This window comes from Vibrio sp. Vb2960 (assembly GCF_033337665.1).
In the GTDB taxonomy this organism is placed as follows: Bacteria; Pseudomonadota; Gammaproteobacteria; order Enterobacterales; family Vibrionaceae; genus Vibrio; species Vibrio alginolyticus.
Genome location: NZ_JAWORD010000032.1, coordinates 18285 through 44815, shown reverse-complemented (window position 1 = coordinate 44815; position 26531 = coordinate 18285). Strand labels below are relative to the sequence as shown.

The following is a 26531-nucleotide window of genomic DNA, read 5'->3' as shown; positions in this document are numbered from 1 at the left end:
GTTCTTTTAGTTGTTGATTTCATAACACTCTCCAATTTTGGGGGGTGGAAAGTGTCAACCTTATTTAGGACGGCACAGTAGATACAAAAAAGGCTTAGCATCAGCTAAGCCTTTTTTCATTTCTCGATTATGAAGAACAACGCTTAAAAGTCTTCTAGATATTCATCTAAATACTCTTCTTCTTCGATGTTAACTTCTTCTACCGTTTCAACTTCTGCTTTAAAGTTTTGACGCTGGATATAAACATCGCGAGTAAGAATATATGGATCCGGCGACGAGTCTAGCTGCGCTTCTTGCGGTACTAACAAAGCACGCTTCTCCATTCCTTCAAACGCCCACTTACCCAAACTCGCCCAGAAGTTGAGATAAGAGAGGGGTAAATACGTACTATCTACGGTATCTGTCACTTCACGTAAGGTATACGGACCATAACCTGGAACCATGAAGTAAGGACCATTTCCAACACCATAGTGGCCTACTGCATCACTGAACGCTTTCTCGTCGTACTTCGTAATACCCGCGGCACTTGCAATATCGAATAAACCGAAAATACCGAACGTCGAGTTAATCCAAAAACGGTTAAAGTGGTCCACGGCTTTCGTACCATTACCCATGATTAAGTTATTAACCATGCTTGCTGGCTCATCTAAGTTCGATAAGAAGTTAGCGATACCAGAACGAATAGGAACTGGCGTGTATTCTACATACGCAAGTGATACAGGACGAACCAAATACGGATCTAAATATTCGTAGTTGAGTTCCCACATGGTTCGGTTAAAGCCTTCCAACGGGTCATACACATCAGAAGTCGTTTGATTTGTTTCTTGTCCTGTTACTGCTTCATCAGGCGCACTTGAACAGCCAACCAGTCCAACGGCTAACAGCAACAAGAAGGTAGATTTACCCTTGTTATACATTTTATTTTCCATAACGACTATTAATGTACCTAAGTCACCCCGATTAACCATTGTACGTATGTTGAGCAGGATACATAGTAAAGATGACTCAGATATGGGAATAAATAAAGGCCAGCAATCGCTGGCCTTCGGTATTCTACTCGATCGTTTAGAGTCATACCACTAAAGGCAACTGACTCTACCTCGTTGTCATGTTTCAGAGACAGATGTTAACAATTAATACTGCTGATCAATGGTCACTTCTACTGGTGCGCCAAATTCAACGACGTCACTTTCTCCGTGCCAATCTTGATCACGCGTTGCTACGTTACCGTCAGAATCTACACGCACACGGACGATTAGCTTATCGAGTGTAGATAACTTTTGCCCTTGCATCATGGCATTGCCATCATCTAATACGACTGTGCGAGGGAAAGTACCTAGCGGATAACGAGCAGCAGCCACAGGCATTGGGGAGCCATCTGAACGATGTACTGACACAATCAGAACTGCGTTTGGATCCAACTGAGCATTTGGTGCCACATTAATTGTCACAGCTACACTCTTATCCGGTGAAACCGCTTCGCCCATTTGCTTACGAGCACTCTCAATACTGCGTGACAACATCTCGTAGCGGCTATCTTCTGGACCAATCATTTGCTGCATGATTCCCCAGTACTTGATGGCTGCCGGGAAGTCTTGACGCTCAAACGCATCGAACGCTAACAAAGAAAACACACGCAGGTCGACATAGTCTTGCTGCATCAGCTTGCCGAGTAATGAGCGAGCCGTCGCTTGATCCATTTCCTCTTGAGACAGCATCAGAGCTTGTGCATAACCCAACATCACATCAGGATCTTTGGGCTCTAGGCGGTATGATTTTTCCATCGCATCGATAGCCGTGGTGACATCACGATTTGCTAACGCAATACGACCTAGCAGTAACCAACCTGTCGAGTCTTCCGGCTGGTAATGTAAGCGAGTTCGAAGCGCAAGGGTCAAATCCGCCATTTCATCGTCACTCAGCGGCTCAGAAGAAGCCGACATCAGCTTTTTCGATAACTCAGGTAGATTTGCAGACACTTCTTGCCATTGAACAATATCGTCTGACGCGCCAAATTTATAATACAAACCATAGCTCAGCACCACCGTCAGAATTACCGATGGAACTAAAACCGCGATTGGAGAAACCTTGGTTTCTTTTTGCGCTTTATCACCAGGGATATCGTCAAGCAGTGATTGCTTTAGATCAGAAATCAGTTCGTCTTCACTTTCAACCAGACCTTCGTCAGTTTCTTCTGCAAGCTCAGATAGTCGGTCTTTATAAAATGCCTTGTTGAGCTCATCGCGTAACACATCATCATTGTTCGCTTTTTGTTTAATCAGCGGCAAAGCCACCAGCGCACAAGCAATAAGCGTGAGAGCAACGGTGGAAATCCAAAATAGTGTCATTACTTCTTATCTCCGTTGTTCTCTTCTTCAAGCAATGCTTTTAAACGAGCTTCTTTTTGCTCATCCCATTGCTCGTCACTGCTCGCTTTTGCCTTAACTTTAGATTTACGGCTACGCAGTACAATCAAACCAAAACCACCCAGTACTACAGCGAGTGGCCCTAGCCACAAAATCGCAGTCGCGACCGTAAATGGTGGGTTGTAACTCACGAAGTTACCGTAACGGGCGATCATGTAATCAACAATCTCATCTTTGGACTTACCTTCTTTGGTCATTTCGTACACCTTATGGCGTAAGTCCTGAGCAAGTTCAGCGTTAGAATCCGAGATCGTATTGTTCTGACATTTAGGGCAACGGAGCGTATGGCTTAACTCTTTGAACTGCTGTTCTTGTTCCAAATTATCAAACTCGTACACTTCAATGGCCGCATGAGCAGCAAGAGATAATGTCATCGCAGCAAAAACGGCAAGAATTAGCTTTCTCATTGCTTCGCCTCCTCAACCAATTTGTTGTAAAGCGGCTCCAGTGTTTCTGACCAATTACGTGGGTTTACATCCCCTACATGGCGATAGCGAATCACACCATTTGCATCAATAATGAATGTTTCTGGAGCACCATAAACGCCAAGGTCAAGGCCAAGCATACCACTACCATCAAATAGGCTGATCAAGTACGGGTTGCCGAGATCATTCAGCCAACCTATTGCTTTATTACGATCATCTTTGTAATTCATACCGATGATCTTAACGCCCTTACCCGCCAATTCGTTTAAGTATTTATGCTCTGCATAACACGTTGGGCACCACGTTGCCCAAACGTTCAAGAGCAACGGTTCACCTTTAAAAATTGATTGGTCGTACTGTTTTCCAGGCTCAGCCAGGTCTTCTAAATGAAATTCAGGAACTGGCTTGCCAACCAAAACCGACTCCAATTTAGTTGGATCATCGCCCTCTTGGTTACGCATTAATTGGGTTGCGAAAATGCCCGCTAGAATCATGAAAGCGACAAGCGGAATAAATAAGATTTTCTTATTCATGTTATACCTCCGGCTCTTTTGACTTCGCATTTTTCTTCGGCGATTTACGGAAGCGGTAGCGTTTATCAGAAATCGCTAGTGCGCCGCCTAATGCCATAATCAAAGAGCCAGCCCAAATCCAACGAACGAACGGTTTATAGTAAATACGAACAGCCCAAGATCGGTTGTCGTCTAAACGTTCACCCATTGCAATGTATAAGTCGCGGCTAATACCACGGTCAATGGCTGCTTCAGTCATCATAGACTTAGCCGTACGGTAGAAGCGCTTCTCTGCGTGAAGCGTATTCACGTATTTGCCATCGTGTGTGATCTCAAAGTCTGCGATGTAGCCATCGTAGTTTGGACCATCTTTATCACGCAAGCCTGAGAAGTAGAAATCATAGCCTTGAATTTGGAAGTGTTCGCCAGGTGCTAAACGTACATCACGCTCGATGCTGTAGTTCTGTACCATCGCAATACCGATAACAGATACCGCCAGACCAACATGACCCAACATCATTGCCCAGTGGCTACGTTGCAGCTTGCGAACACCTTCACTAAAGCTATGACGGTGCGTTGCGCGCTCGTACAGTTCAAAGCCATGCATCGCAATAATCCAAATCGCCATCACCCAACCAATGTAAGCCATGGTTGAGAAGAAATCGGCAAACAGGTACACGCATAGCGCGGCCAAGGCGAAAGCAAGCACACCTGAAACGAGCATTGGTTTCACAAGTTTAGATAAATTGTCTCGCTTCCAACGAATAAGAGGACCAATACCAAGCAGGAAAGCGAATGGCATCATTAACCACGCAAACAGCATGTCAAAGAATGGCGCACCGATAGAGACCGACCCCAAACCAAGCTGCTTGTGTACGAGCGGCAACAGTGTCCCCACTAACACCACAACAAGAGCGGCGATAAGTAATACGTTGTTGGCTAAGAGCGCATTTTCACGTGAGACTAAGTCGAAGTTACCTCGTACACGCACTGCTGCCCCTTTTACGGCAAACAGCAATAAAGAACCGCCGATAACGAAAACGAGGAAGCCTAGAATAAACATACCGCGCGACGGGTCAGACGCGAACGCATGCACCGATACTAAAATACCAGAACGGACTAAGAAGGTGCCCAACAAACTCAACGAAAATGCAGAGATTGCCAATAGTACCGTCCACGCTTTAAATGTGCCGCGTTTTTCTGTCACGGCAAGAGAGTGCATTAATGCGGTACCCGCTAACCAAGGCATGAATGATGCGTTTTCTACTGGGTCCCAGAACCACCAGCCACCCCAGCCAAGTTCGTAGTAAGCCCACCAAGAACCTAGTGCGATACCAAGTGTTAAAAATACCCATGCTGCAGTTGTCCAAGGACGAGACCAACGAGCCCAAGCCGTATCAAGGCGTCCGGTCATTAGGGATGCGATCGCAAAAGAGAACGCAACCGAGAAACCAACATAGCCCATGTAAAGCATTGGCGGGTGAACAATCAAACCAGGATCTTGAAGCAGAGGGTTCAAGTCACGTCCGTCAACCGGGAAGAACGGTAACGTACGTAGGAATGGGTTTGACGTCAGGATGATAAACAGTAGGAAACCTACTGAGATCATGCCCATAACAGCAAGTACACGTGCAACCGACTCTTGCGGCATACCACGACTAAACGTCGCTACAGCGACAGTCCAAGCAGCTTGGATTAAAACCCATAGCAACAGTGAACCTTCGTGCGCACCCCATACTGCGGTTAAACGGTAGTACCAAGGAAGCTGACTATTCGAGTTGCTCGCTACATACTGTAACGTGAAGTCGTTGGTATAAAATCCCCAACATAAAATGGCGAAAGAGAACAACAGCATCAGGAACATAGACCAAGATAGCGGTCGCGCTGTGTTCATGAGCATGGTGTTATTATTCGATGCTCCCCACAATGGCAATACGCTCAACAGCACAGCCATTGCAAGCGAAAGAATGAGAGCAAAGTGACCGATTTCAGCAATCATTGGCCGCTTCCTTGTTTCTGTTCGGTGCTGTATTGAAGCGGTTCATGCGTTTTCTTCATCGCTTCTGCAATTTCTGGTGGCATGTATTCTTCATCGTGCTTCGCTAGGACCTCAAATGCCTCAACTGTCGTGGCATCTTTCAGTACACCTTGAGCAACAATACCCTGCCCTTCACGGAACAAGTCAGGAAGAATACCGTCATAGGTAATCGTCACTTTCGGACCGACATCGTGCAGGTCAAAACTCACTTTCAAAGAATTAGGATCTCGACGAACTGAGCCCACAACCACCATTCCACCGATACGCAGACGCTGGCCTACTTCTGGCTTGGTGCCATCTGGCTTACCATTAACCAATTCCGTTGGAGTGTAGAAAAGGTCCATATTTTGGTTAAGCGCATAAAGTATCAAACCAACGGTGGCACTAATACCGATAAAGATCGCTAGTACAATACCTAGCCTCTTTTTACGTCTCGGGTTCATAAGGTGTTCTCCATGTTCTTCGCTGCGTCGATACGAGCTTGACGGTCAATTTTTGCTTTCACTTCTTTCAATAATGCATCACCGCGGCGAAGGCTAGTGATCAGAAGAATCAGCATGGATAAGAAAGTAATACCAAACGCACTCCATACGTATGATGCGTAGCCACCCATGGCAAAAAAGTCGCTCAGAGATTCAAAATGCATAATCAGTTACCTCACTGAGTTTGTTCTGTTGCGAGTTTGCGCACCCAAGGGCGGTGACTTTCTTTACTGATGATTTCGTTACGAAAACGGACCATCGTCACGGCACCAAAGAAAAACGCAAAGCCAAAGATGTTCAGCAATAACGGCCAAAGCATGTCGGATGAAATAGAAGGTTGTTCAAATTTCGTGATCGTCGCACCTTGATGAAGCGTGTTCCACCATTCCACGGAAAAGTGAATGATAGGTAGGTTTACTACGCCTACGATCGCTAAAATACCAGCAGCTTTTGCGGCGGTTTTTTGATCGTCAAACGCATGGTAAAGCGCAATCACACCAAGGTAGAGAAATAGAAGAATCAATTCAGATGTAAGACGGGCATCCCATACCCACCAAGTGCCCCACATAGGCTTGCCCCAAACAGCACCTGTAAGTAGAGCAATAAAAGTAAATACTGCACCAATCGGAGCCATCGCAAGTGCCGCCATATCAGATAGGCGAACTTGCCATACTAGGCCAATAAATGCAGCGATCGCCATCGACATATAAACGCCCATAGACCAAATAGCTGATGGGACATGAATGTAGATGATTCGGAAACTGTCACCTTGTTGGTAATCTGAAGGCGCAAATGCAAGCCCCCAAACCGTACCAACCGATAAGCATACGAGGGCCAATACAGAAAACCAAGGCAGAAACTTACCACTCAAACGATAAGCTGCTTCTGGCTTGGCATAAGGATGTAGCCATTTCCACATGTTTTGTTCTCACTCTTACTTCAGGGACACTGTCTAAAGGGTTGAGACCGTAGCAGTGCTTTAATAATAATTCTTTGATCAAGCGCCGCTTCATTGGCACTTTATTGAGTTAGTTGACACTAACTCGTAATGCGGCACTGATGGCAAAAGGCGTTAATGTCATCGCCCCCATTAGCATCGCACCTAAAATCGCTAGTTGACCGTTATACGCCATACCGAGTGCGGCAGCATCAATTGCCGATGTTGCGAAAATCAAAATTGGGATGTAGAGCGGAAGAATAAGCAAACTCAAAAGAACGCCACCCTTTTGCAACCCAACAGTCAACGCCACACCAATGGCGCCAATAAAACTTAGTGTTGGTGTACCGATCATCAAGGTTAATACAACCGATAGCCAAGTATTGAAGTCGAGCGAAAGTAAAACCGCCAATAATGGGCTAATTAAAATCAGAGGTAACCCTGTTAACAACCAATGTGCTATGACCTTTGAAACCACTACAAGTTGCAATGGAATCGGCATTAGCATCATTTGTTCTAGTGCACCGTCTTGAAAATCATCACGAAATAGACGCTCTAATGATAATAAGGCGGACAGCAATGCGGCAACCCAAACGATGCCTGCTGCAATACGTGCTAACAAATTAGGTTCTGGTCCAATACTCAGAGGAAAGAGAGTAATGACAATAATAAAGAACCACAACGGGTTCAGAATGTCTGCCTGACGGCGAAATGCGATTAGGAGCTCACGACGAATGATGGTGGTCATCGAGGAAATCATATCAGTCACCCAGCTTTATTTTTCTAAGTTTCGGGCTGTCCGCAAACATATCTTGATGCGTCGTCAACACAACAATACCGCCATTATCAGCATGACTTGCGAACAAAGATTCAAGCACCTTGACGCCTTGCTTATCAATGGCAGTCAACGGCTCATCTAAAATCCATAAAATTTGCTTACTGAGCCATAACCTTGCCAATGCGACTCGTCGTTGCTGACCTGCGGAAAGTTGTGCTACAGGCACATCTTCTCGACCAGCTAATCCTACTTGAGTCAAAGCGATAAAGATTTCTTCGTCTGAAGAGCGATTATTTTGAATAGATTGATAAAAACGTAAGTTTTCTAATGCGGTAAGCTCTCGTTTCACTCCTGTTTGATGTCCTAAGAAAAGCAGATCTTGATGGAAAACATCACGAGATTTTTCAACCTCTTCGCCTTTCCATTTAATGACACCTTCTTCTCTATCACCTAACCCTGTCACAATCCGTAGCAATGTAGTTTTACCAGTACCATTACGCCCTTCGATCTGGACCAATTCACCAGGCTTAATTTCAAACTGCAGGTTTTCAAACAGAACCCTTTCATCACGGATTGCTGTCAGGTTAGACACTTCTAACATAGAGCTTCAACTAAAAAATGAACGAGCCGCTATATTAGCACAGCTTAGTTATGACAAAACAGGATAAGAGGGCTAGGTTACATGTAAGTTCATGTATTTTTGTTAATTAATCATCACACTTTAATAAAATTAACTATAAGTAGTTATAAGCGCTCATTTTGAATTTGAGAGGCCAGAACTAAGAGCAAGATCGACTGAAGGTTATCTAGGGTTGTATTTAAGAAGAGCATTAGCGGCTAAAAACAAAAAAAGAGGCGTAATAACGCCTCTTTTTTATCGCTTGATAACCTTTAGCGTCGACGACGTCCACGCGCTGGATATTCTGCGTCATCTGATGGCTGACCACTTAATGGTGGAATCTTCTCTTTCCCTGCCAGTTTCTTCTGCAGTGAAAGCATCAACTCAGCTTCGGCTTTTGGTAGTTCGCACTCTTCAATCAGCTCGTTGATATCAGCGCCAAGCTGTACCATTTTAGAAGCGCGACTGTACAAGCGACCATCAGTATCAGCGTGTTCGAGTTCGCGAATTCTCTCGTTTAAGTGCTGAATAATGTCTTGTTGCTCCGTCACTTTTTGTCCAAGACCAACGACAACCGAGCGCACTTCGAGTAACTGCTTACTCAACTTTTGCACTTCTTTATCTGCGTGTCGAGATTGAGCTCGTTGTTGATCTAACTGCTTTTGTAACCCCGAGCGAATCCGCAGTTGCAAAACAACCAATACCAACACGATAAAAGCGACGCCACCCGCAAGGAATGGAGCAGATAAAAGAGTCTCTTCAGCCATCATCATTCAGCCATTAAAGGTGAGCCATCTCGTCCCACTCGTCATCTGTTAGCAGCTTGTTCAAATCCACAAGGATAAGAAGCTTGCCGTCACGGTTGCTCACACCCTGGATGAACTTCGCACTCTCGTCGGTACCAACTGAAGGCGTCGTATCAATTTCAGAAGAACGCAGATAAACAACTTCTGCCACGCTATCTACTAAGATACCAATCACTTGACGCTCAGACTCGATCACAATAATACGAGTGTTGTCAGTGACTTCGCCTTCCATCAGGCCAAAACGTGAACGTGTATCGATAACAGTAACTACATTACCGCGTAGGTTGATGATACCAAGTACATAATCTGGTGCACCTGGAACAGGGGCAATTTCAGTATAACGAAGTACTTCACGAACTTGCATTACGTTGATGCCGTACGTTTCTTCTTCTAGCTGGAACGTCACCCACTGAAGAACTTCGTCATTCGATGCATCTTTCTTCACTTCTACTTCAAAAGCTTGAGACATAGTTAATCCTCGTTAATGTCGTTCCCGACTTAAATCTAATTCAGTGATTTGACATCTAAACCGGCGTTTAGCATGTCAATGAGCGCCTGGACATGAATTAAGGCACACATTTTTTCTTTTACCATGCCCGCTAGCCAAGGGCGTTTACCCGCCTGCTCACGCCAGCGAACCTTGTCGATATTAAGCGTTTCAGTCCCCATTAATTGGTTACTGGCCAACCCCCACATGCTCTCACCAAGCATGACGACATATTGGTAGTTATCTTTATAGCTATCATCACGAAGCTTATCTGCCATCACCCATTTCGCGGTATCGACGACATCAAACTGCTGCTCGCGATTTGTTTGTAGCCCCAAATACCAGGCGGGTTTTCCTATCAAATGGTTAAGCTCGCTAATGCGATGAATACCACCTAACTCATCAAGAGGTACAGCAAACGTGACACCATTCACATCAAAGTAAAGAACTTGGAAGTCCTCACTTCGCTTCGTGCTTTCCCAGACCGTTGGTATATCGGAATCTGCTTGTGTTTCGAGTTCAGTATCGACGTTCGATTCTATATTGATACTTTGTTCGATCACTGCGTGAGGTTCATCCACCTCTGGTTGCGCTTCCTCAAAAACTGGCTCATCAATCACCCAGTCCTGTATTTCCTCAACACCCTGAAGCTCAGGCACCTCACTAAAGGTTTGTACCTCAGGCTCAGCCGCTTTTATCTCTGCTGCAATATCAATCGTATTTTGTTCAAGAATACTATCAATATCCAACTCAGCCACTGGGTTGCTTGCTTCAAGCTGACTTAATAGCCTTTGAACATCTTCCAGGTTTGGAGCTTCCAACTCTGGCGGATATGTTTCTTGAAACTGGTACGTTTCTGGCTCCGAGTATTGTAGCTGTAATTCTAGCTCTGGCTCTGGCTCTGGCTCTGGCTCTGGCTCTGGCTCTGGCTCTGGCTCTGGCTCTGGCTCTGCAGATGATACCTCTTGAGCCAACAGGTCAAGGTCTTCCTCAAGAGTCGTTATTTCAGTTTCATCATCCAGTAATGCATTAAAGTAGTCATCAAGTGCTTGTTCACTGGACAGCACATCATTACTGCTCATCGAACGCCAACCTCTCCAGATAAATCAGTAGCTGTTTATAGGCAAACACACCACGACTACCAGATGCAAAATGCGACGCTGGCAAGTGCTTTAAACTGGCATCGCGGAACTTGGTATCAATAGGCACCGCTGAGGTCCACACTTGATTTGGGTAATCTTTTTTCAGTTGCATCAATGTCTGCAATGACGCTTTCGTGCGCTTATCGTACATGGTTGGGACGATAGTCACTTTGAAACCGCCCGGGCGAGATTTTTGCATAATGGTTAGCGTACGCATCATGCGCTCTAGACCTTTCATCGCCAAAAACTCTGTTTGAACAGGAATCAAAATTCGGTCACTGGCTGCCAACGCGTTCACCATCATCACGCCAAGGATTGGCGGACAATCAATCAACACATAGTCATAGTCTTGTGAGACAGTTTGCAGCGCCCGTTTTAAGATTAATCCCATACCACTGCGATTACCCATTACGCGATCAAGCGTGGCAAGGGACATATGCGCGGGAATGATATCCATTCCTTCCAGCTCTGTTTCTAAAATCAACGGTTTAACCGTCTCACGAGAAAACGTCTTCAACTGGAATAAATCAAATAGGCTCGAAGTTACTGCATCAGGATCATAACCGAGATAAGTAGTCAGTGAGGCGTGAGGATCAGTATCAACCATCAATACTCGATGGCCTTTCTGGCTCAATAAGCCCGCCAATGTCACTGTTGAGGTGGTTTTACCCACGCCTCCTTTCTGGTTAGCTACACTCCAAACAATCATGATGAATCCTAAGCTAGGCCAACTTCCACCAACATGCGTTCAGCAATGCGGTCAAGCGGTAAATCTTCTGAAGAAATGCCTGCTTTAGCAACCGCTTGGGGCATGCCATAAACAACACAACTTTCTTCATCTTGTGCCCAAATTGTTGAGCCTGCAGACTTCAACATGCGAGCGCCCTCACGACCGTCTGCACCCATGCCTGTCAACACTAAAGAGAGCACTTTGTCGCCATATACTTTTGCGGCAGAACCAAAAGTCACATCCACACATGGTTTGTAGTTCATGCGGTCGCCGCCATCAATAATGCGAAGACGAGCAGCGCCCGCTCGTCCATCCACCATCATTTGTTTCCCACCTGGTGCAAGGTATGCCACACCGGGCTGTAACACATCGCCATCTTGTGCTTCTTTCACTTGAATCTTACACAAGGTGTTCAAACGGCTGGCAAACGCAGCAGTAAACGTTGCTGGCATGTGTTGAATCAATACAATCGGATGCGGATAGTTCATCGGCAAACGCGTCAGAATTTTTTGTAGAGCAACGGGGCCACCTGTTGATGTGCCAATTGCCGTCAGTTGATACTTCTTACCAGAAGCACGGTACTTTGTCGCAGCAGGTCGAGTTGGTGTTGGAGTCACAGGTGAAGCCGTTCTTGAACCTAATGATCGAGTAGTCGTGCTGGTACTCGCTGTTGGGCGAGCGATAGGTCGACGCATGAAAGCGCGCTTCGAGGCAATCTGAATCACACGCTGTTGAAGTAATGACACCGCTTCTTCACGGTTACGCGCAATGTCCTCAAACTTTTTCGGTAAGAAGTCCAATGCGCCCGCATCTAGCGCATCAAGCGTAGCTTTCGCCCCGTCGTGGGTCAGGGACGAAAACATTAGAATTGGCGTTGGAGCAGCGGCCATAATTTCACGTACAGCTGTAATGCCATCCATCACTGGCATTTCAATATCCATCGTGATGACGTCAGGTTTGAGAGATTTGGCTTTCTCAACCGCCTCTCTACCATTTACCGCAACGTCAATCACTTCTAGGCGCGATTCTGAGTTGATGATTTCGCTCACGCGACGTCGGAAAAAACTCGAATCATCAACGACTAGTACTTTAATCGCCATCTTATTCCTTTTAATAACGTCAGCTTTGCTTAAAGGCGTGAAGCCGCAGCATATCGCTTAAGTAAATCAGGCACATCTAGAATTAATGCAATATGGCCATCGCTAGTAATTGTCGCACCAGCCATACCTGGAGTGCCCTGTAATAGATTATCGAGTGGCTTAATAACCACTTCTTCTTGACCAATAAGCGTATCCACAACAAAACCAACGCGCTGGTTACCAATCTGTACAATCACCACGTGACCGTGACCAGTACGCTCTTGGACGTTTTGCGATTTGGATGCCAACCAGTTTTGTAAGTAAAATAGTGGGATAGATTTCTCACGCACAATAATCGTCAGCTGACCATCTACCACGTTTGTACGACTAAGATCCAAGTGGAAAATTTCACTCACCGAAGCCAGTGGTAGAGCAAAAGGATGACCGCCAACACCAACCATCAGAGTCGGTAAAATCGCTAACGTTAGTGGTACTTTGATCGTAATCTTAGTGCCCTTGCCTAGCTCAGAATCGATATCGATTGAACCGTTTAAGGTATTGATCGCCGTCTTAACCACGTCCATACCCACACCACGACCAGAGATGTCAGAAATTTTATCTTTACTTGAGAAGCCAGGTGCGAAGATAAGGTTGAAGCACTCTTTATCTGTTAAACGTGCCGCCGCATCTTCATCCATCATGCCACGCTTCACCGCGATGCCACGCAGTTTGTTCGGGTCCATACCGCCACCATCATCTACGATGGATAGTTCAATATGGTCCCCTTCTTGCGATGCTGACAAAATCACTTTACCTGTACGTGATTTGCCGGCCTTCGCGCGTGCGTCTGGCATTTCAATACCGTGATCAACCGAGTTACGCACCAAGTGAATCAACGGATCGGCCAATGCTTCTACAAGGTTTTTATCGAGATCGGTTTCTTCACCGCGCATTTCTAGCACGATGTCTTTATTTAGGTTACGAGCCAAGTCACGGACAACGCGCGGGAAACGGCCAAACACTTTCTTAATTGGCTGCATACGCGTTTTCATTACCGCGCCTTGTAGATCCGCAGTTACCACATCAAGGTTAGCGACCGCTTTGGACATCTCTTCGTTGTCGCTATTCAAACCAAGGCTTAGTAGACGGTTACGCACCAATACGAGCTCACCCACCATGTTCATGATGGTATCAAGCGTCGAGGTGTCAACACGAACGGTTGCTTCAGCCTGAGGTTTTTTAACCGCTGGTGCTTTGGCTTCTTCTTTTACCGCGACTGGTTTAGATTCTGGCTTTGGTGCTGGCGCTGCTTGAACGGGTGCTGGCTTAGCAACAGGCTCAGGTTTCGCAGGGCTTTGCTCTACGTTTGCTGACGCTGGCTTCGTTGCCATGTCCAATTCTTCTAGCGTTGGACCTTTACCTGAACCATGTAGCTCATCGAGTAACTTTTCGAACTCTTCGTCCGTCATTAAGTCACTGTCTTGATTTGATGAAGATGACACTGGAGCGGAAGGCTCTGCCGCTTTAGGTGGCTCTACTGGTACGGATGCAGATGCAGCAGCCTCTGCCGTAGAAGGACTTTTTCCTACACCGTGCAGTTCATCGAGTAAACGTTCAAACTCATCATCAGTGATATCACCACTTTCAACTGATGGTGCACTCGATTGAGGCGGTTCAGATGGCGTTGTAGATGTCGCAGACATTGAGGCGCCTGGCGCTGAACCTTTACCATGAAGCTCATCCAGTAGCTTTTCGAATTCGTCTTGGGTAATTTCATCAACAGAGCCGACACTTGATGGTGCTGACGGTGCAGCCGGTTCTTCGATGATAGGCTCGGGAATAATAGGTTCTGGAGTAGCCACTGGTTCTTCAACTACGGTTGCCGCTACTTCATCTTCTGACTCAGGTTTGCATAGACGATGAAGTTCTTCAAGAAGCTCAGGGTCCGCAGCTTCTAACGGCTCACGATCTTGAACAGCCTGGAACTGGGTATTAACCGTATCCAAAGCTTTTAGCATCGTATCCATTAAGTTTTGCGTTACCGTGCGTTGACCGTTTCGTAAAACGTCGAACACGTTCTCCGCACCATGACAAGTATCGACTAGCTCTGCCAATGAAAGGAAGCCGGCACCGCCTTTTACGGTATGAAACCCGCGGAAAATAGCATTAAGTAAGTCTTTGTCTTCTGGGTTATTTTCCAATTCAACCAACTGCTCAGAAAGCAGCTCGAGAATTTCCCCAGCCTCAATGAGAAAGTCCTGAAGAATATCTTCGTCTAAATCGTAGCTCATACGTTACCTTTAAAATCCAAGACTGGACAACAAGTCATCGACTTCGTCCTGCGATGAAACCGCATCTTCTCTCAGTTCTGGATGAAGAATCGGGCCTTCGGCTTCGCTTGTTTGTGTATTCTTTTTATCTGCCGGTTCTGACAAAACTTGAATATGTTCTTCAAGTTTATTTCCAGAGAATACGGTTAGGATTTCCACTAAGCGGCCTTCAACTTCATTAACCAACGTAATTACGCGGCGAATGATTTGGCCAGTTAGGTCTTGGAAGTCTTGCGCCATGAGAATTTCGGTCAATTGGCCGCGCAATTCAGTGCTGTCACCTTCGACTTGCACTAATAGCCCGTCGATTCGGTGACACAGTGCTTTAAATTCGCTTAATTCTATGCGCCCGTGCATGAGTTCATTCCATTGAGGACGAACTTTTAGAAGGCAATCATGCAGGTTATCAGCGATAGGAAGGCAGCAGTCGACCGCATCCATTGTTTTGTTGGCTGCAAGCTCTGTCTTCTCGATCACATAATTGAGACGATCCCTAGCGTTAGGGATTTCGTCTTTCGCAATTTCGGTCATGCGCTGATCGAGACTGAACTGCTTGAGTGATTCGTGAAGGTCTCGAGTTAACGCTCCAATTTCTTGCAGCATTGGGTTATCGGCACCTTCGTAAATCGAGGCAACAAGCATATTGGCTTGGTCTTGTTCCCCGTTTTCTAGCATTTGAACGAGTGACTTCGCCTGCTCTAGTGAGATCATTCTGAATAGACCCTTTTACGTTTAGTTCTTCTTATCACTTTGAAAACGCTAAACGAGTCATTTAATAGGTATTTAATAATTGGTATGAATGACTCGAATAACAAAGAGAAAGAGAGAGTTATAAACGCTCGAAAATTTTATCTAATTTTTCTTTTAATGTTGCAGCAGTAAATGGCTTAACAATGTAGCCGTTTACACCTGCTTGAGCAGCTTCAATGATCTGCTCACGCTTCGCTTCAGCCGTGATCATTAGAACTGGCAGATGCTTAAGTTCTGCATCCGCGCGGATGTGTTTAAGCAAATCGATGCCTTGCATACCTGGCATGTTCCAGTCAGTTACAACAAAATCGAAGTCACCTTTTTTCAGCATTGGTAATGCGGTTAAACCATCGTCCGCTTCTTGAGTGTTATTGAAACCCAAGTCACGAAGCAGGTTTTTAACAATACGGCGCATTGTTGAGAAATCATCAACAATAAGGATCTTCATGTTTTTATTCAAAATTGCCTCCACTGAATCGTAAAATCAGTGTTTTTAGTCATTTTGTGTCCACGCACTGAGCTTGGTACGTAAACGTTGCATCGCTTGACTCAGTATTTGACTTACGCGAGATTCGCTTACGCCTAACACATCGCCAATTTCTTTCAAATTGAGTTCTTCATCATAATAAAGCGAAAGAACCAAAGCTTCACGCTCTGGAAGCTGTTTTATTGATTCAACCAGTGCTTTTCGAAATGATTCATCAACTACCCCTTTGAATGGGTTGCTGTCATCGGTTTCATCCGCCGGTGAAATCACATCATCAGAAACGCCTAAATCTTCAATACCGACTAATTTTGAGCAGTTGATATCGGTAAGAGCACTATGATATTGATCCAGTGTCATACCGAGATGCGTGGCTACTTCAGAATCAGTAGGATCTCGATTTAATTCGCCTTCCAGCTCCGCAATCGCTTGGTTAATCTCTCGATTATTTTTATGAACAGAACGCGGTACCCAATCGCCTTTACGCATGTCATCTAACATTGCGCCACGAATACGGATACCTGCATAAGTTTCAAAGCTCGCACCTTTAGAACCATCATAATTCTGCTGAGCTTCGATAAGACCGATCATGCCGGCCTGAATTAAATCCTCTACCTGAACACTCGGCGGTAAACGGCCTAGTAGGTGGTGAGCAATGCGCTTAACCAACACTGAATAACGTTCAATGAACGCCTGCTGGCTATTAAATTTGCCATGTTGGTCATAGGTTATCGCTTTATTCACCAAAAGGGTCCTCTGCGAATTCGGTACGATTTAGCAACCTTTCCACAAAAAATTCCAAGTGTCCACTTGGTGTTTTCGGTAGTGGCCACGTCAACGCTTTGTTTGCTAGTGAGCTGATAGCTAAAGCGGCAGGCGAGCGTGGGAACGCATCAACGACAATTTTTTGTCTTTTTACAGCCTGTCGTACTTTATCATCTAATGGAATACATGCTACGAGTTCAAGGCTAACATTCAAGAATCGCTCTGTGACTAGTGTCAACTTTGCAAACAATTCTCGCCCTTCACGGTAGCTTCTGACCATATTTGCTACAACTTTAAAGCGTTGAACTTGGTGTTCTTTACTCAACAGCTTGATTAATGCATAGGCATCTGTGATTGACGTCGGTTCATCACACACAACTACAACCACATCTTGAGCTGCTCGCGAAAAACTGATTACCATGTCAGAGATACCAGCAGCGGTATCAATCAGCAGGACATCCATTTCGTCTTCAAGACTACCAAATGCTCGGATGAGTCCGGCATGCTGAGCGTGAGAAAGCTCTGTCATGCTCTGTGTGCCAGAAGTTGCAGGAATTATCTTTATACCATAAGGCCCTTCGACAATCGCATCTTTTAGCTCACATTCACCCGCTAAGACATGTCCTAGATTACGTTTTGCACGAATTCCGAGCATCACGTCCACATTGGCCAGACCTAAATCAGCGTCGAGAACCATCACCTTCTTGCCTTGGCGAGCCATACAAATCGCCAGACCCAGTGTTACGTTTGATTTCCCCACACCACCTTTGCCGCCAGTAACAGCAATCACTTTGGTCAACGATGGTTGTGTTAAGCGACGGAGGCCGCTTGCTTGATCGTGTATCATATTCTCAGTCATAGTAGTCCGCCGCCTTAGAGTCCTTCACTGTCACTGTTCCAAAAGTGAGGTTCGTTCTCTGTCGACTTCTCTAACAGTTCATTTGCTTTCGCAAGCATATATTTTGGTTGCGCTATCACAATGTCTTCTGGTACGCGCTGACCATTAGCGATGTAAGCTACTGGCATTGCGTTTTGAATCACTACACTGATGAATTCGCCTAGGCTTAATGACTCATCAAGCTTCGTCATAATACAACCCGAAAGTGGTATACGTCGGAAGTGATCCAGCGTTTCTTGTAGAACACGACGTTGTGCGGTAGCCGGCAAAACAAGGTAGCTGTGAATCACTTCTCCGCTCTCTTGCATTAGAGTGTCGAGCTGCTCGGAAAGCCTCACATCTCGTTGCCCCATCCCTGCCGTATCGACCAAAATCAGTCTTCTGTTTCTTAGCTGATATATAACATCGGCTAACTCGTTAGAATCTTTAGCAACTCTTACGGGACAACCCATGATTCTTCCATAAATTGAGAGCTGCTCATGTGCACCTATGCGATATGTATCTGTTGTCACAAGGGCCACATTGTCGGCACCGTATTCCATGGCTGCGCGTGCTGCGAGTTTCGCTACGGTTGTTGTTTTCCCAACCCCCGTCGGACCCAACAATGCGACTACGCCACCACGTTTTAAAATGTCCTGTTTAGGAATATTGATTTGATCCGCCACCAGCGACAATAACGCTTTCCACGCTCGCGCTGGCTTTGTATCTTCCGGAATATAACAGGCCATCTGGTCTGCTAACTCCGGAGAAACGCCCATTCGCTCTAAGCGCTTAATCAGCATTGCTCTTAGCGGCTCACGGCGTTCTACTTCTTGCCACATCAGGCCAGAAACTTGGTGCTCCAACAGACGACGAATTGACGTCATCTCTTCGCGCATGCTTTCTAGCTCATCGGCCGATTCGTCACGCTCATCACTTGGGCGACGTCGGTCATAGCGCGTCGGGTCCAGCTTGGGCGTCGGACGTTCAAATCGATTGTCCTGTGCGATTAGCTTCGCCAAAGGTGAATCTGGTTGATATGGCGCTGGCTTTTCTTGGTTGTAGCCGTCGCGATGCTTATTTTGGCGTTGCAGCAAAGCAGAGAGCGAATCTTCATTTTCCGCTACGTGATCGTCAGCATCTGCTGCACCACCGCTATATTGCTTAAGCATATTAGCGAATCGCTGCGTCATTGAGCCTGTTTTTTCATTGTTACTGTTATTACTGTTCAGGCTAATTTTATCTTCATCTAAATGACGATCTTGGTAACGATCAGCAGAAGACGATGACATTTGACGATGTTCGTTATAGCGATTCGATTGAGAAGCACCGCGATTTTGCTGTGACGCTGCGCTTGCTTGAGACGGATTAGATTCACTATCTATCGCCGCAACAATCGCTACTCCACCAGCCACTTTCTTGTTTGACATGATCACCGCTTCCGCGCCTAACTCCTCTTTCACTTGGAGCAGCGCCGTTCTCATGTCTTTGGCAAAAAATCGCTTTATTTTCAAACTATGAATCCATTAATGATGCGTGAGATCAGTTACCCACGGCTTGCACAATTCTGATCTGTTTTTCATCCGGTATTTCTTGGTAAGACAGTACCCGGAGATTAGGTATTGTGTTCTTCACAAATTTTGCCAATGTCGAGCGTAATACACCGGAAGTAAGCAGAACGGCAGGTTCGCCTTTCAGTTCTTGTTCCTGTGTCGCTTGGCTTAGTGAAGACTGCAATCGCTCAGCGAGTCCCGGTTCAATCCCCGCGGATTCGCCTCCTGATGCTTGCATAGTTTGATGCAATATTTGTTCCAGTTCGGGTATCAAAGTAATCACTGGTAGCTCAGGCTCTATACCATTGATTTCTTGAACAATTAGGCGTTTAAGACTAATTCGAACTGCTGCCGTCAATATGTCAGCTTCTTGACTCTTACTTGAGTACTCAGCCAAAGTTTGAACAATCGTGCGAATATCGCGGATTGGAATGGCCTCGTTTAACAAGTTTTGTAGGACTTTCACCACCACACCTAATGGTAATTGGTCAGGAACAAAGTTCTCGACCAACTTAGGCGCGCTGCGTCCCAACATTTCTAATAAATTCTCTACTTCTTCATGGCCAATTAGCTGTGATGCGTTGTTGGTCAATAGCTGGCTTAGGTGCGTCGCTAATACCGTTGATGAATCAACAACCGTATAACCCAGAGCCTGCGCGTGCTCTCGCTGATCTTCTCGGATCCATACGGCTTCCAGTCCAAAAGCAGGGTCAATGGTTGGCTCACCATCAATCATGCCATACACCTGACCTGGGTTAATCGCTAGCTCTTGATCCGGACGAATCTCTGCTTCGCCCACCGCAACTCCCATCAATGTAATTCGGTAACTGTTTGGGGTCAGCTCAAGATTGTCACGAATATGAACCGCTGGAATTAGGAACCCAAAATCTTGCGATAACTTTTTACGCACGCCTTTTACGCGCTCTAACAGTTCCCCACCTTGGTCTCTGTCCACCAAAGGGATTAAGCGATAACCGACTTCCAAGCCAATAATATCGACTGGCTGGACGTCATCCCAAGACAGTTCGCGCTGTGAGGAAGGTTCTGCACCTTCGTCTGCTGTTGCTGGTAAAGCGGGCTCTTTCGCTTTCTGCTTCTGCCGTTTGTCGATGAAATATGCCGCTGCACCGGCCGCGACTGCAAGGCTCAAAAACGCAAAGTGTGGCATGCCCGGTACGATGCCCATCACACCAAGAATAGCCGCAGTAATCATCAGCGCTTTTGGGTTGTCGAACATCTGGAAGACCAGCTGTTCACCCATGTCTTCATCGGTGTTTTGGCGCGTCACCATCATTGCCGCTGCAATCGACAGCAATAGCGATGGGATTTGTGCGACCAAACCATCACCGATTGTCAGTAAGGTATAGATTTCAATCGCTTCACCGAAACCCAATCCATACTGCGCCATACCGATCGACAGACCGCCGACGATGTTGATAAACAGAATCAAAATACCGGCAATCGCGTCCCCTTTTACGAACTTCGAGGCACCATCCATCGAGCCATAGAAATCCGCTTCTTTGGTCACTTCAAAACGACGAACTCTTGCCTGCTCTTGGTCTATCAATCCGGCATTCAAGTCCGCATCAATCGCCATTTGCTTACCCGGCAACGCATCAAGCGTAAAGCGAGCACTTACCTCAGAGATACGACCCGCACCTTTGGTCACCACCATAAAGTTGATGATCATTAAGATGAGGAAAACCACTAGGCCGACCGCGTAGTTACCACCAATAACGACGTTACCGAACGCCTCAATTACGTTACCTGCCGCATTACCGCCTTCATGACCATGCAGTAAGACGACACGAGTCGAGGCAACGTTCAAAGCCAAGCGGAGCAACGTGGCGATCAGCAATACCGTTGGAAAAGCAGCGAAGTCCAAAGGGCGACGTGTGTAAACGGTCACTAACAACACCACCATCGACAGCGCGATGTTAAAGGTGAAGAACATATCCAGCAAAAATGCTGGAATCGGCAGTACCACCATCGCTAGGGTGGCCAAAACCATCACCGGAGCACCAATAGCTGGCATTTCACGTTGAGGGATTCGTGGCAATTTATCTGCAAACGGCAGGCTTAACTTCATACTGCGAGAGATCTCAATCGATTGAAGCGTCACGTAAGCTCTTACTATTAATACGCGACCGCTTTAGCCTAAAAGTTTAGGTAGGGTTGATAATTAAAGCGTTTTAAGCAATCTATGTACCATAATTAGCGCCAAAATAATGACTAAACACTCAAATAGAGCTTAGCTTTTGATCAAACGAGCTTTTTTAAGGCTTTACCGCTTTTCGTATCAATGGCGGTGTTCGGGTGGGATTGGCAAATCATAATCTTGAATTTTGGGACGCTGTCCACCTCGTTTTCGGTATTGCTTCAATTGGAATACAAATGCCAAAACCTGAGCGACGGCAGTAAATAACCCATCGGGGATCTCTTGCTCGAGCTCTGTCGTGTGGTACAACGCACGAGCCAAAGGTGGTGCGGGCACAATCGTAATGTCGTGTTCGCGGGCGACTTCTCGAATCTTCATCGCCATGTGGTCAGTACCTTTAGCGATCACGACTGGCGCACGGTCTGTCTTCTGTTTATAACGAAGCGCTACCGAGAAGTGCTCTGGGTTAGTAACAATAACATCAGCTTGAGGAACATCCGCCATCATTCGACGTTGAGCCGCTTCCCTTTGCAACATACGAATACGGCCTTTCACTTCCGGCTTACCTTCAGTCTCTTTGTATTCGTCTTTGACTTCTTGCTTGGTCATTTTTAACTGATCGGCGTGCTGCCAAATTTGAAATGGAATATCGATGGCAACCACAATCAATAGCGAGCAACTGATCAGCAAAATAAAGTTCAGCAAAATATCTAAAGCATGGAAGATGTTTTGCGGATACACATCCATACTCAATTGAATCAGATCGGCCTGCGATGCTTGGATCAAATAGATGGCGACACCAGTGACCAGAACCACTTTAAGGATTGATTTGATCAACTCTACCCAGCTTTGCATGCCAACCATTCGCTTTAAACCGCTAAGCGGATTCATTTTCGACAGCTTGGGCATGGCCGCTTGGGCAGAAAAACTGATTCCTCCCACACCTGCTGCTCCAATCATGGCGGCGGTAAACAATGTCGCTAACACCAAAAATAGTGGGAACAACAAATCACTCATCGCGCCCAAAGCGATATCAAACAGTTTTGCAGTATCGAAAATCTCTTCTCGTTGAAGATCAAATAAACGGCTCATGATGGAAAACAATGAACGTGCTAACGCCTCGCCAAACCACATCAATGAAATGGCGCCAACGATCAGCACAGATGCTGATGCGAGCTCTTTAGATCGAGCGACCTGCCCCTTTTCTCTGGCTTGTTGTAACCGTCGGGGCGTGGCTTCTTCGGTGCGTTCCTGACCGTCTGATTCTGCCAAATCTTAGCACTCCAAGCGAATAAGCCGACAAATCTGCGCCTCACCCACTGTCCAGAACATTTCATAATGACTGTATAGACCAGCCAGTATGTACCAACAAAGTAATAGACCCACCATCAAAGCAAAAGCAAAACCAAGCGAGAAGATATTCAGCTGTGGTGCGGCACGGGTCATTACACCAAACGACAAGTTAATGGTCAGTAGTGCAATAATGCCGGATAGAGACATACTCAATGCCGTTTGGAACATAATACCAAGCCAGCCTGCCATTTCACGGAAATCAACCGCGTTGAGCGAGCCGGAGCCAATCGGCAAAGTTTTAAAACTGAACACCACCAATTGCAGCATTTTTAAGTGTCCATCGGTGGCAAGAAAAAACATTGTCGTTAAGAACATGAATAACTGACCAAGCAATGGCGTGTTCTGACCATTTGCAGGATCAACCATAGAAGCAAAGCCCAAACTTGATTGCATACCCAATATTTGACCCAGCAGGACAAAGGTTTGAATCATAAATTGAGTAACCATACCCATCGCTATGCCGATGATCATTTGCTCGGCAATGGTCATGAAGCCACGAAACGAGAGTAGCTCAATGTCCTGAGGTACGGCGGGGATGGCTGGCATGACAGCGAAAGTGATGGCTAAACCGAGGTAAAGGCGGATTCTTGGCGAAACAAATCGGGCCCCGGTTACTGTCATCACCATCAACATGGATGAGATACGAACATAGGGCCAGAAGTAGTTTGCGATCCAATCTAAGACAACGCTAGTGGGGTACTCCATAGGCGCCTCTAATAAAGCACCTGAGGTAAGCGTTCAATCAAGCCATAGAAATATTCCATCAACATTTGCGTCATCCAATGCCCAAACAGCATCAGGGCCAAAAGCGTGACAATCAAACGCGGTAAGAAGCTCAATGTTTGTTCGTTGATGGATGTCGCAGCTTGAAAGATCGCGACTACAAGGCCGATAAGCAAGCTTGGGATGATAATAGCGCAGACCATGATAAGCACCATCCAAAGTGCTTCACGGAAAAGCTCGACAAACATTTCTGGTGTCATGTCTTATCCTCTATCTGCGCTTATCTAAAGGGCAAAGCTGCCCGCAAGTGTCGAGAGTATCAAGTTCCAACCATCGACCAATACGAACAACATCAACTTGAACGGCAACGAAACAATCATTGGTGACAACATCATCATACCCATTGCCATCAGTACCGAAGCGACTACAAGGTCAATAATCAAAAACGGTAAGAAGAGCATAAAGCCAATTTGGAATGCAGTTTTTAGCTCTGAGGTGATAAAAGCCGGAATCAACACCGCCATCGACACATCTTCTGGATTCTCGACTTGCTCTCCTGACATGGTTACGAACGTCTCCAAATCTTTGATTCGGGTCTGCTTAAGCATAAATGCTTTCATTGGCGCTTGTGCTGCATCAAACGCTTCTCGCGCCGTAACTTGCTCGTTCAAATAAGGCTGAACAGCTTTGTCGTTGATTTCGTTCAGGACAGGAGACATAACAAAAAAGGTCAAAAACAGCGCAATACCAATAATAACCTGATTAGAAGGCGTTTGTTGCAAACCCATTGCCTGACGCAATATCGACATCACCACCACAATTCGAGTGAACGAGGTCATCAGAATCACCATGGCAGGCAAGAAGCCAAGCATGGTCATTAACGCTAAAATTTGTAGTGTAACCGAGTAGTCTTCACTGCCATCAGGGTTCGTGGTCATGGTGAATGCTGGAATACCACCGCCACTAGAAACGGACATAGCACGGCTAGCACCAGTATCACTTTGCATAGCCTGAACTGTAACACCACTTCCATCGGCTAAGTTATCTGGCAGCGCTGACCCCTCTGCTTCAGCAAAGGTAAATGAAGAAAACAGCACGCCGACAAAAAGTAACAACGTACTCAGGAGCAAACGAATTGGATTACCCTTTGTCATGTTTTTTGATCAGCTGGCTAAATTGAGTCGCAAAAGCATTGGTCGCCAACTCTTCCTCTTTCAGTGGCTTATCTAACTTGGCTAAAGTTTGGATCGATTGGCTAGTAATCCCAACCAAAAACTGTTCTTCACCCACTTGAACTACTGCGATTCTTTCTTTTGTACCCACTGGCAACTGACTCACTATACGCAAGCCCTTTTGTTGTCCCATCGCTGGAACTTGCATACGTTTCAGCAACCAAGCCAGCAAAAGAATCACGCCGATTACAAGCACAAGCGAGCCAAGTGTCGTCGCAAGATCCAGATTATTTGGTGCGGCAGCAAATGCATAAGGAGCACTTAGCATTAAGCTCAGTGCTCCAGTGATTTGCTTCAATCGCATTTTGATTGAACGACTCATCTTAACGCAGCTTCTTAATTCGTTCAGTTTGGCTGATCACATCCGTCAAACGGATACCAAACTTATCGTTGACGACCACGACTTCGCCGTGAGCAATCAAAGTACCGTTAACCAATACGTCGAGCGACTCACCGGCTAGACGATCCAATTCAACAACCGAACCTTGGTTAAGCTGCAACAGGTTCCGAATGCTAATTTGAGAACGACCGACTTCCATCGAAATCGTCACCGGGATATCCATAATAGTGTCGAGTTTACGACGCTCATCTTCGCTAATTGGGCTTGAAGTGTCTTTTAGCTCTTCCAGTGGCGCAGCCAATACTTCATCTACGTCTACAGAAGGGGCAGACGGGTCTTCGCCAAGAGCGGCTGCCCATTCGTCTGCTAGCTTTTGATCGTCACTTGGTTCCATTTTTCTATCCTGTGTTACGCCTTACTCATGCCATAGCATGTCTGTTTAATAAGGTATCTTAATGGTCTATATCGTCTTCACTCTCAAGCTCGGACATGATGTCTTTACCTAAGAAAGCTAAATCTGTTTTGACGACATGTGGGCGCTCAATTTCCTCAGAAATTTGCACCGCTAATTTATCTTCCGAACGACCCATTTTTACGCGATAGGTCGGTAGGTCTTCTACAAACATCGTCGCATGTTCTGGCATTTCAATCGGGATGATATCGCCCGGTTGCAGCTCCATGAGATCACGCAAAGAAATGTCTTTTTCGAGCAAGTTCACACGGAAGTTAACCGGACAATCCATGATCTCTTCACGTAGTGCTGAGCTCCAGCGAACGTCCGTTTCCATCTTGTCGGACTGAACACCTGCATCCAATAGTTCACGGATAGGCTCAACCATGGAGTAAGGCATAACGACATGAAAATCGCCGCCACCGCCGTCAACTTCTATATGGAATGAACTCACGACAATCACTTCTGTCGGGCTGACAATGTTTGCCATGCTTGGGTTTACTTCAGAGTCGAGATATTCGAACTCTACCCCCATCACTGGCGACCACGCTTCTTTATAATCTTCAAATACAATTTTCAGTAACAACTGAATGATGCGGCGTTCCGTTGGGGTAAATTCGCGGCCTTCGATTTTGGCGTGGAATCGACCATCACCGCCAAAGAAGTTTTCTACCAGAATAAAGACTAAACGAGCCTCCATGGTGATCAACGCAGTGCCTTTTAACGGACGAAAACGCACCATGTTCAAACTGGTTGGCACGTACAATGTGTTCTGGTATTCACCAAACTTCATCATCTGCACGCCATTGATCGACACCTCTGCCGTTTTACGCAGCATATTAAACAGACTAATACGCATGTGCCGTGCAAAGCGCTCGTTGATAAGTTCGAGCGTCGGCATTCGACCACGTACGATTCTGTCTTGCGACGAGAAATCAAAATTGACGGCACCCTCAGTGTCGTTTTCTATCGGTTCATCGACGTCATCAACATCGTCAACCCCATGCAATAGCGCATCAATTTCGTCTTGGCTTAATAGATCGGTCACGTTTTA

At 46.0% G+C, this 26531-nt stretch carries 29 protein-coding genes; all 29 read right to left on the bottom strand.

Going from position 1 to position 26531, the window contains the following annotated elements; translation table 11 throughout:
* Nucleotides 1-143: 143 nt before the first annotated feature.
* A complete protein-coding gene (locus R7O03_RS21120; RefSeq protein ID WP_005380523.1) occupies nucleotides 144-917 on the bottom strand; it encodes a VacJ family lipoprotein in 774 nt (257 codons plus the stop codon).
* A 216-nt stretch (nucleotides 918-1133) separates the two neighbouring features.
* Nucleotides 1134-2348: a c-type cytochrome biogenesis protein CcmI gene (gene ccmI / locus R7O03_RS21115; protein ID WP_137282294.1), complete on the bottom strand. Its 1215-nt coding sequence runs from the start codon at nucleotides 2346-2348 to the stop codon at nucleotides 1134-1136.
* Nucleotides 2348-2833, bottom strand: a complete 486-nt coding sequence (locus R7O03_RS21110; RefSeq protein WP_137282295.1) for a cytochrome c-type biogenesis protein — start codon at nucleotides 2831-2833, stop codon at nucleotides 2348-2350. The genes ccmI and R7O03_RS21110 overlap by 1 nt, the downstream gene beginning before the upstream one ends.
* Nucleotides 2830-3384: a DsbE family thiol:disulfide interchange protein gene (locus R7O03_RS21105; protein ID WP_005380518.1), complete on the bottom strand. Its 555-nt coding sequence runs from the start codon at nucleotides 3382-3384 to the stop codon at nucleotides 2830-2832. The genes R7O03_RS21110 and R7O03_RS21105 overlap by 4 nt, the downstream gene beginning before the upstream one ends.
* Nucleotide 3385: 1 nt before the next feature.
* Nucleotides 3386-5362 carry a heme lyase CcmF/NrfE family subunit gene (locus tag R7O03_RS21100; RefSeq protein WP_318132001.1) on the bottom strand — a complete coding sequence of 659 codons (1977 nt, stop codon included), beginning with the start codon at nucleotides 5360-5362 and terminating at the stop codon, nucleotides 3386-3388.
* Complete coding sequence (gene ccmE / locus R7O03_RS21095; protein WP_318132000.1) at nucleotides 5359-5844, bottom strand: cytochrome c maturation protein CcmE; 486 nt, start codon at nucleotides 5842-5844, stop codon at nucleotides 5359-5361. Before ccmE ends, R7O03_RS21100 begins: the two co-directional genes overlap by 4 nt.
* Nucleotides 5841-6047 (bottom strand): heme exporter protein CcmD, encoded by a 207-nt coding sequence (gene ccmD, locus R7O03_RS21090; protein ID WP_005380515.1) that lies wholly within the window; start codon nucleotides 6045-6047, stop codon nucleotides 5841-5843. Before ccmD ends, ccmE begins: the two co-directional genes overlap by 4 nt.
* Before the next feature lie 11 nt (nucleotides 6048-6058).
* Entirely contained in the window at nucleotides 6059-6802 is a 744-nt protein-coding gene (locus R7O03_RS21085; RefSeq protein WP_005380513.1) for a heme ABC transporter permease, read from the bottom strand.
* Between the two features lie 109 nt (nucleotides 6803-6911).
* The gene (gene ccmB, locus R7O03_RS21080) at nucleotides 6912-7580 is read right to left on the bottom strand and encodes a heme exporter protein CcmB (RefSeq protein ID WP_005380512.1); all 669 of its coding nucleotides are present in this window, start codon (nucleotides 7578-7580) and stop codon (nucleotides 6912-6914) included.
* 1 nt (nucleotide 7581) lies between these two features.
* Nucleotides 7582-8199, bottom strand: coding sequence for a cytochrome c biogenesis heme-transporting ATPase CcmA (ccmA, locus tag R7O03_RS21075; RefSeq protein WP_005380511.1), 618 nt, complete (start codon nucleotides 8197-8199; stop codon nucleotides 7582-7584).
* 290 nt (nucleotides 8200-8489) lie between these two features.
* Nucleotides 8490-8984, bottom strand: a complete 495-nt coding sequence (locus tag R7O03_RS21070) for a DUF2802 domain-containing protein (protein ID WP_025998721.1) — start codon at nucleotides 8982-8984, stop codon at nucleotides 8490-8492.
* A 13-nt stretch (nucleotides 8985-8997) separates the two neighbouring features.
* A complete protein-coding gene (locus R7O03_RS21065) occupies nucleotides 8998-9492 on the bottom strand; it encodes a chemotaxis protein CheW (RefSeq protein WP_005380507.1) in 495 nt (164 codons plus the stop codon).
* A 35-nt stretch (nucleotides 9493-9527) separates the two neighbouring features.
* The gene (locus R7O03_RS21060) at nucleotides 9528-10592 is read right to left on the bottom strand and encodes a chemotaxis protein CheW (protein WP_318131999.1); all 1065 of its coding nucleotides are present in this window, start codon (nucleotides 10590-10592) and stop codon (nucleotides 9528-9530) included.
* Nucleotides 10582-11361, bottom strand: coding sequence for a ParA family protein (locus tag R7O03_RS21055; RefSeq protein ID WP_005380505.1), 780 nt, complete (start codon nucleotides 11359-11361; stop codon nucleotides 10582-10584). The genes R7O03_RS21060 and R7O03_RS21055 overlap by 11 nt, the downstream gene beginning before the upstream one ends.
* An 8-nt stretch (nucleotides 11362-11369) precedes the next feature.
* The gene (locus R7O03_RS21050) at nucleotides 11370-12482 is read right to left on the bottom strand and encodes a protein-glutamate methylesterase/protein-glutamine glutaminase (RefSeq protein WP_025767174.1); all 1113 of its coding nucleotides are present in this window, start codon (nucleotides 12480-12482) and stop codon (nucleotides 11370-11372) included.
* Between the two features lie 29 nt (nucleotides 12483-12511).
* Entirely contained in the window at nucleotides 12512-14752 is a 2241-nt protein-coding gene (locus R7O03_RS21045; RefSeq protein WP_167415376.1) for a chemotaxis protein CheA, read from the bottom strand.
* A gap of 9 nt (nucleotides 14753-14761) precedes the next feature.
* A complete protein-coding gene (locus tag R7O03_RS21040; RefSeq protein ID WP_005380502.1) occupies nucleotides 14762-15502 on the bottom strand; it encodes a protein phosphatase CheZ in 741 nt (246 codons plus the stop codon).
* A gap of 118 nt (nucleotides 15503-15620) precedes the next feature.
* On the bottom strand, nucleotides 15621-15989 hold the full coding sequence (cheY, locus tag R7O03_RS21035; protein ID WP_017635949.1) for a chemotaxis response regulator CheY: 369 nt from the start codon (nucleotides 15987-15989) through the stop codon (nucleotides 15621-15623).
* Between the two features lie 45 nt (nucleotides 15990-16034).
* On the bottom strand, nucleotides 16035-16769 hold the full coding sequence (locus R7O03_RS21030; RefSeq protein ID WP_005380499.1) for an RNA polymerase sigma factor FliA: 735 nt from the start codon (nucleotides 16767-16769) through the stop codon (nucleotides 16035-16037).
* Nucleotides 16762-17649 (bottom strand): MinD/ParA family protein, encoded by an 888-nt coding sequence (locus tag R7O03_RS21025; RefSeq protein ID WP_005380498.1) that lies wholly within the window; start codon nucleotides 17647-17649, stop codon nucleotides 16762-16764. Before R7O03_RS21025 ends, R7O03_RS21030 begins: the two co-directional genes overlap by 8 nt.
* Before the next feature lie 14 nt (nucleotides 17650-17663).
* Entirely contained in the window at nucleotides 17664-19181 is a 1518-nt protein-coding gene (gene flhF, locus R7O03_RS21020; protein ID WP_033907111.1) for a flagellar biosynthesis protein FlhF, read from the bottom strand.
* Nucleotides 19182-19209: 28 nt separating this feature from the next.
* Complete coding sequence (flhA, locus tag R7O03_RS21015; protein ID WP_054576339.1) at nucleotides 19210-21309, bottom strand: flagellar biosynthesis protein FlhA; 2100 nt, start codon at nucleotides 21307-21309, stop codon at nucleotides 19210-19212.
* Between the two features lie 210 nt (nucleotides 21310-21519).
* Complete coding sequence (flhB, locus tag R7O03_RS21010) at nucleotides 21520-22650, bottom strand: flagellar biosynthesis protein FlhB (RefSeq protein WP_005380490.1); 1131 nt, start codon at nucleotides 22648-22650, stop codon at nucleotides 21520-21522.
* Between the two features lie 3 nt (nucleotides 22651-22653).
* Nucleotides 22654-23436 (bottom strand): flagellar biosynthetic protein FliR, encoded by a 783-nt coding sequence (gene fliR / locus R7O03_RS21005; RefSeq protein ID WP_005384463.1) that lies wholly within the window; start codon nucleotides 23434-23436, stop codon nucleotides 22654-22656.
* Nucleotides 23437-23444: 8 nt separating this feature from the next.
* Nucleotides 23445-23714, bottom strand: a complete 270-nt coding sequence (fliQ, locus tag R7O03_RS21000; protein ID WP_005380488.1) for a flagellar biosynthesis protein FliQ — start codon at nucleotides 23712-23714, stop codon at nucleotides 23445-23447.
* Between the two features lie 24 nt (nucleotides 23715-23738).
* A complete protein-coding gene (fliP, locus tag R7O03_RS20995; protein WP_054577610.1) occupies nucleotides 23739-24608 on the bottom strand; it encodes a flagellar type III secretion system pore protein FliP in 870 nt (289 codons plus the stop codon).
* Complete coding sequence (gene fliO / locus R7O03_RS20990; RefSeq protein ID WP_005380480.1) at nucleotides 24595-25008, bottom strand: flagellar biosynthetic protein FliO; 414 nt, start codon at nucleotides 25006-25008, stop codon at nucleotides 24595-24597. The genes fliP and fliO overlap by 14 nt, the downstream gene beginning before the upstream one ends.
* Nucleotide 25009: 1 nt before the next feature.
* Nucleotides 25010-25420 (bottom strand): flagellar motor switch protein FliN, encoded by a 411-nt coding sequence (gene fliN / locus R7O03_RS20985; RefSeq protein ID WP_005380479.1) that lies wholly within the window; start codon nucleotides 25418-25420, stop codon nucleotides 25010-25012.
* Nucleotides 25421-25478: 58 nt separating this feature from the next.
* Entirely contained in the window at nucleotides 25479-26525 is a 1047-nt protein-coding gene (gene fliM / locus R7O03_RS20980; RefSeq protein WP_005380478.1) for a flagellar motor switch protein FliM, read from the bottom strand.
* Between the last annotated feature and the right edge of the window lie 6 nt (nucleotides 26526-26531).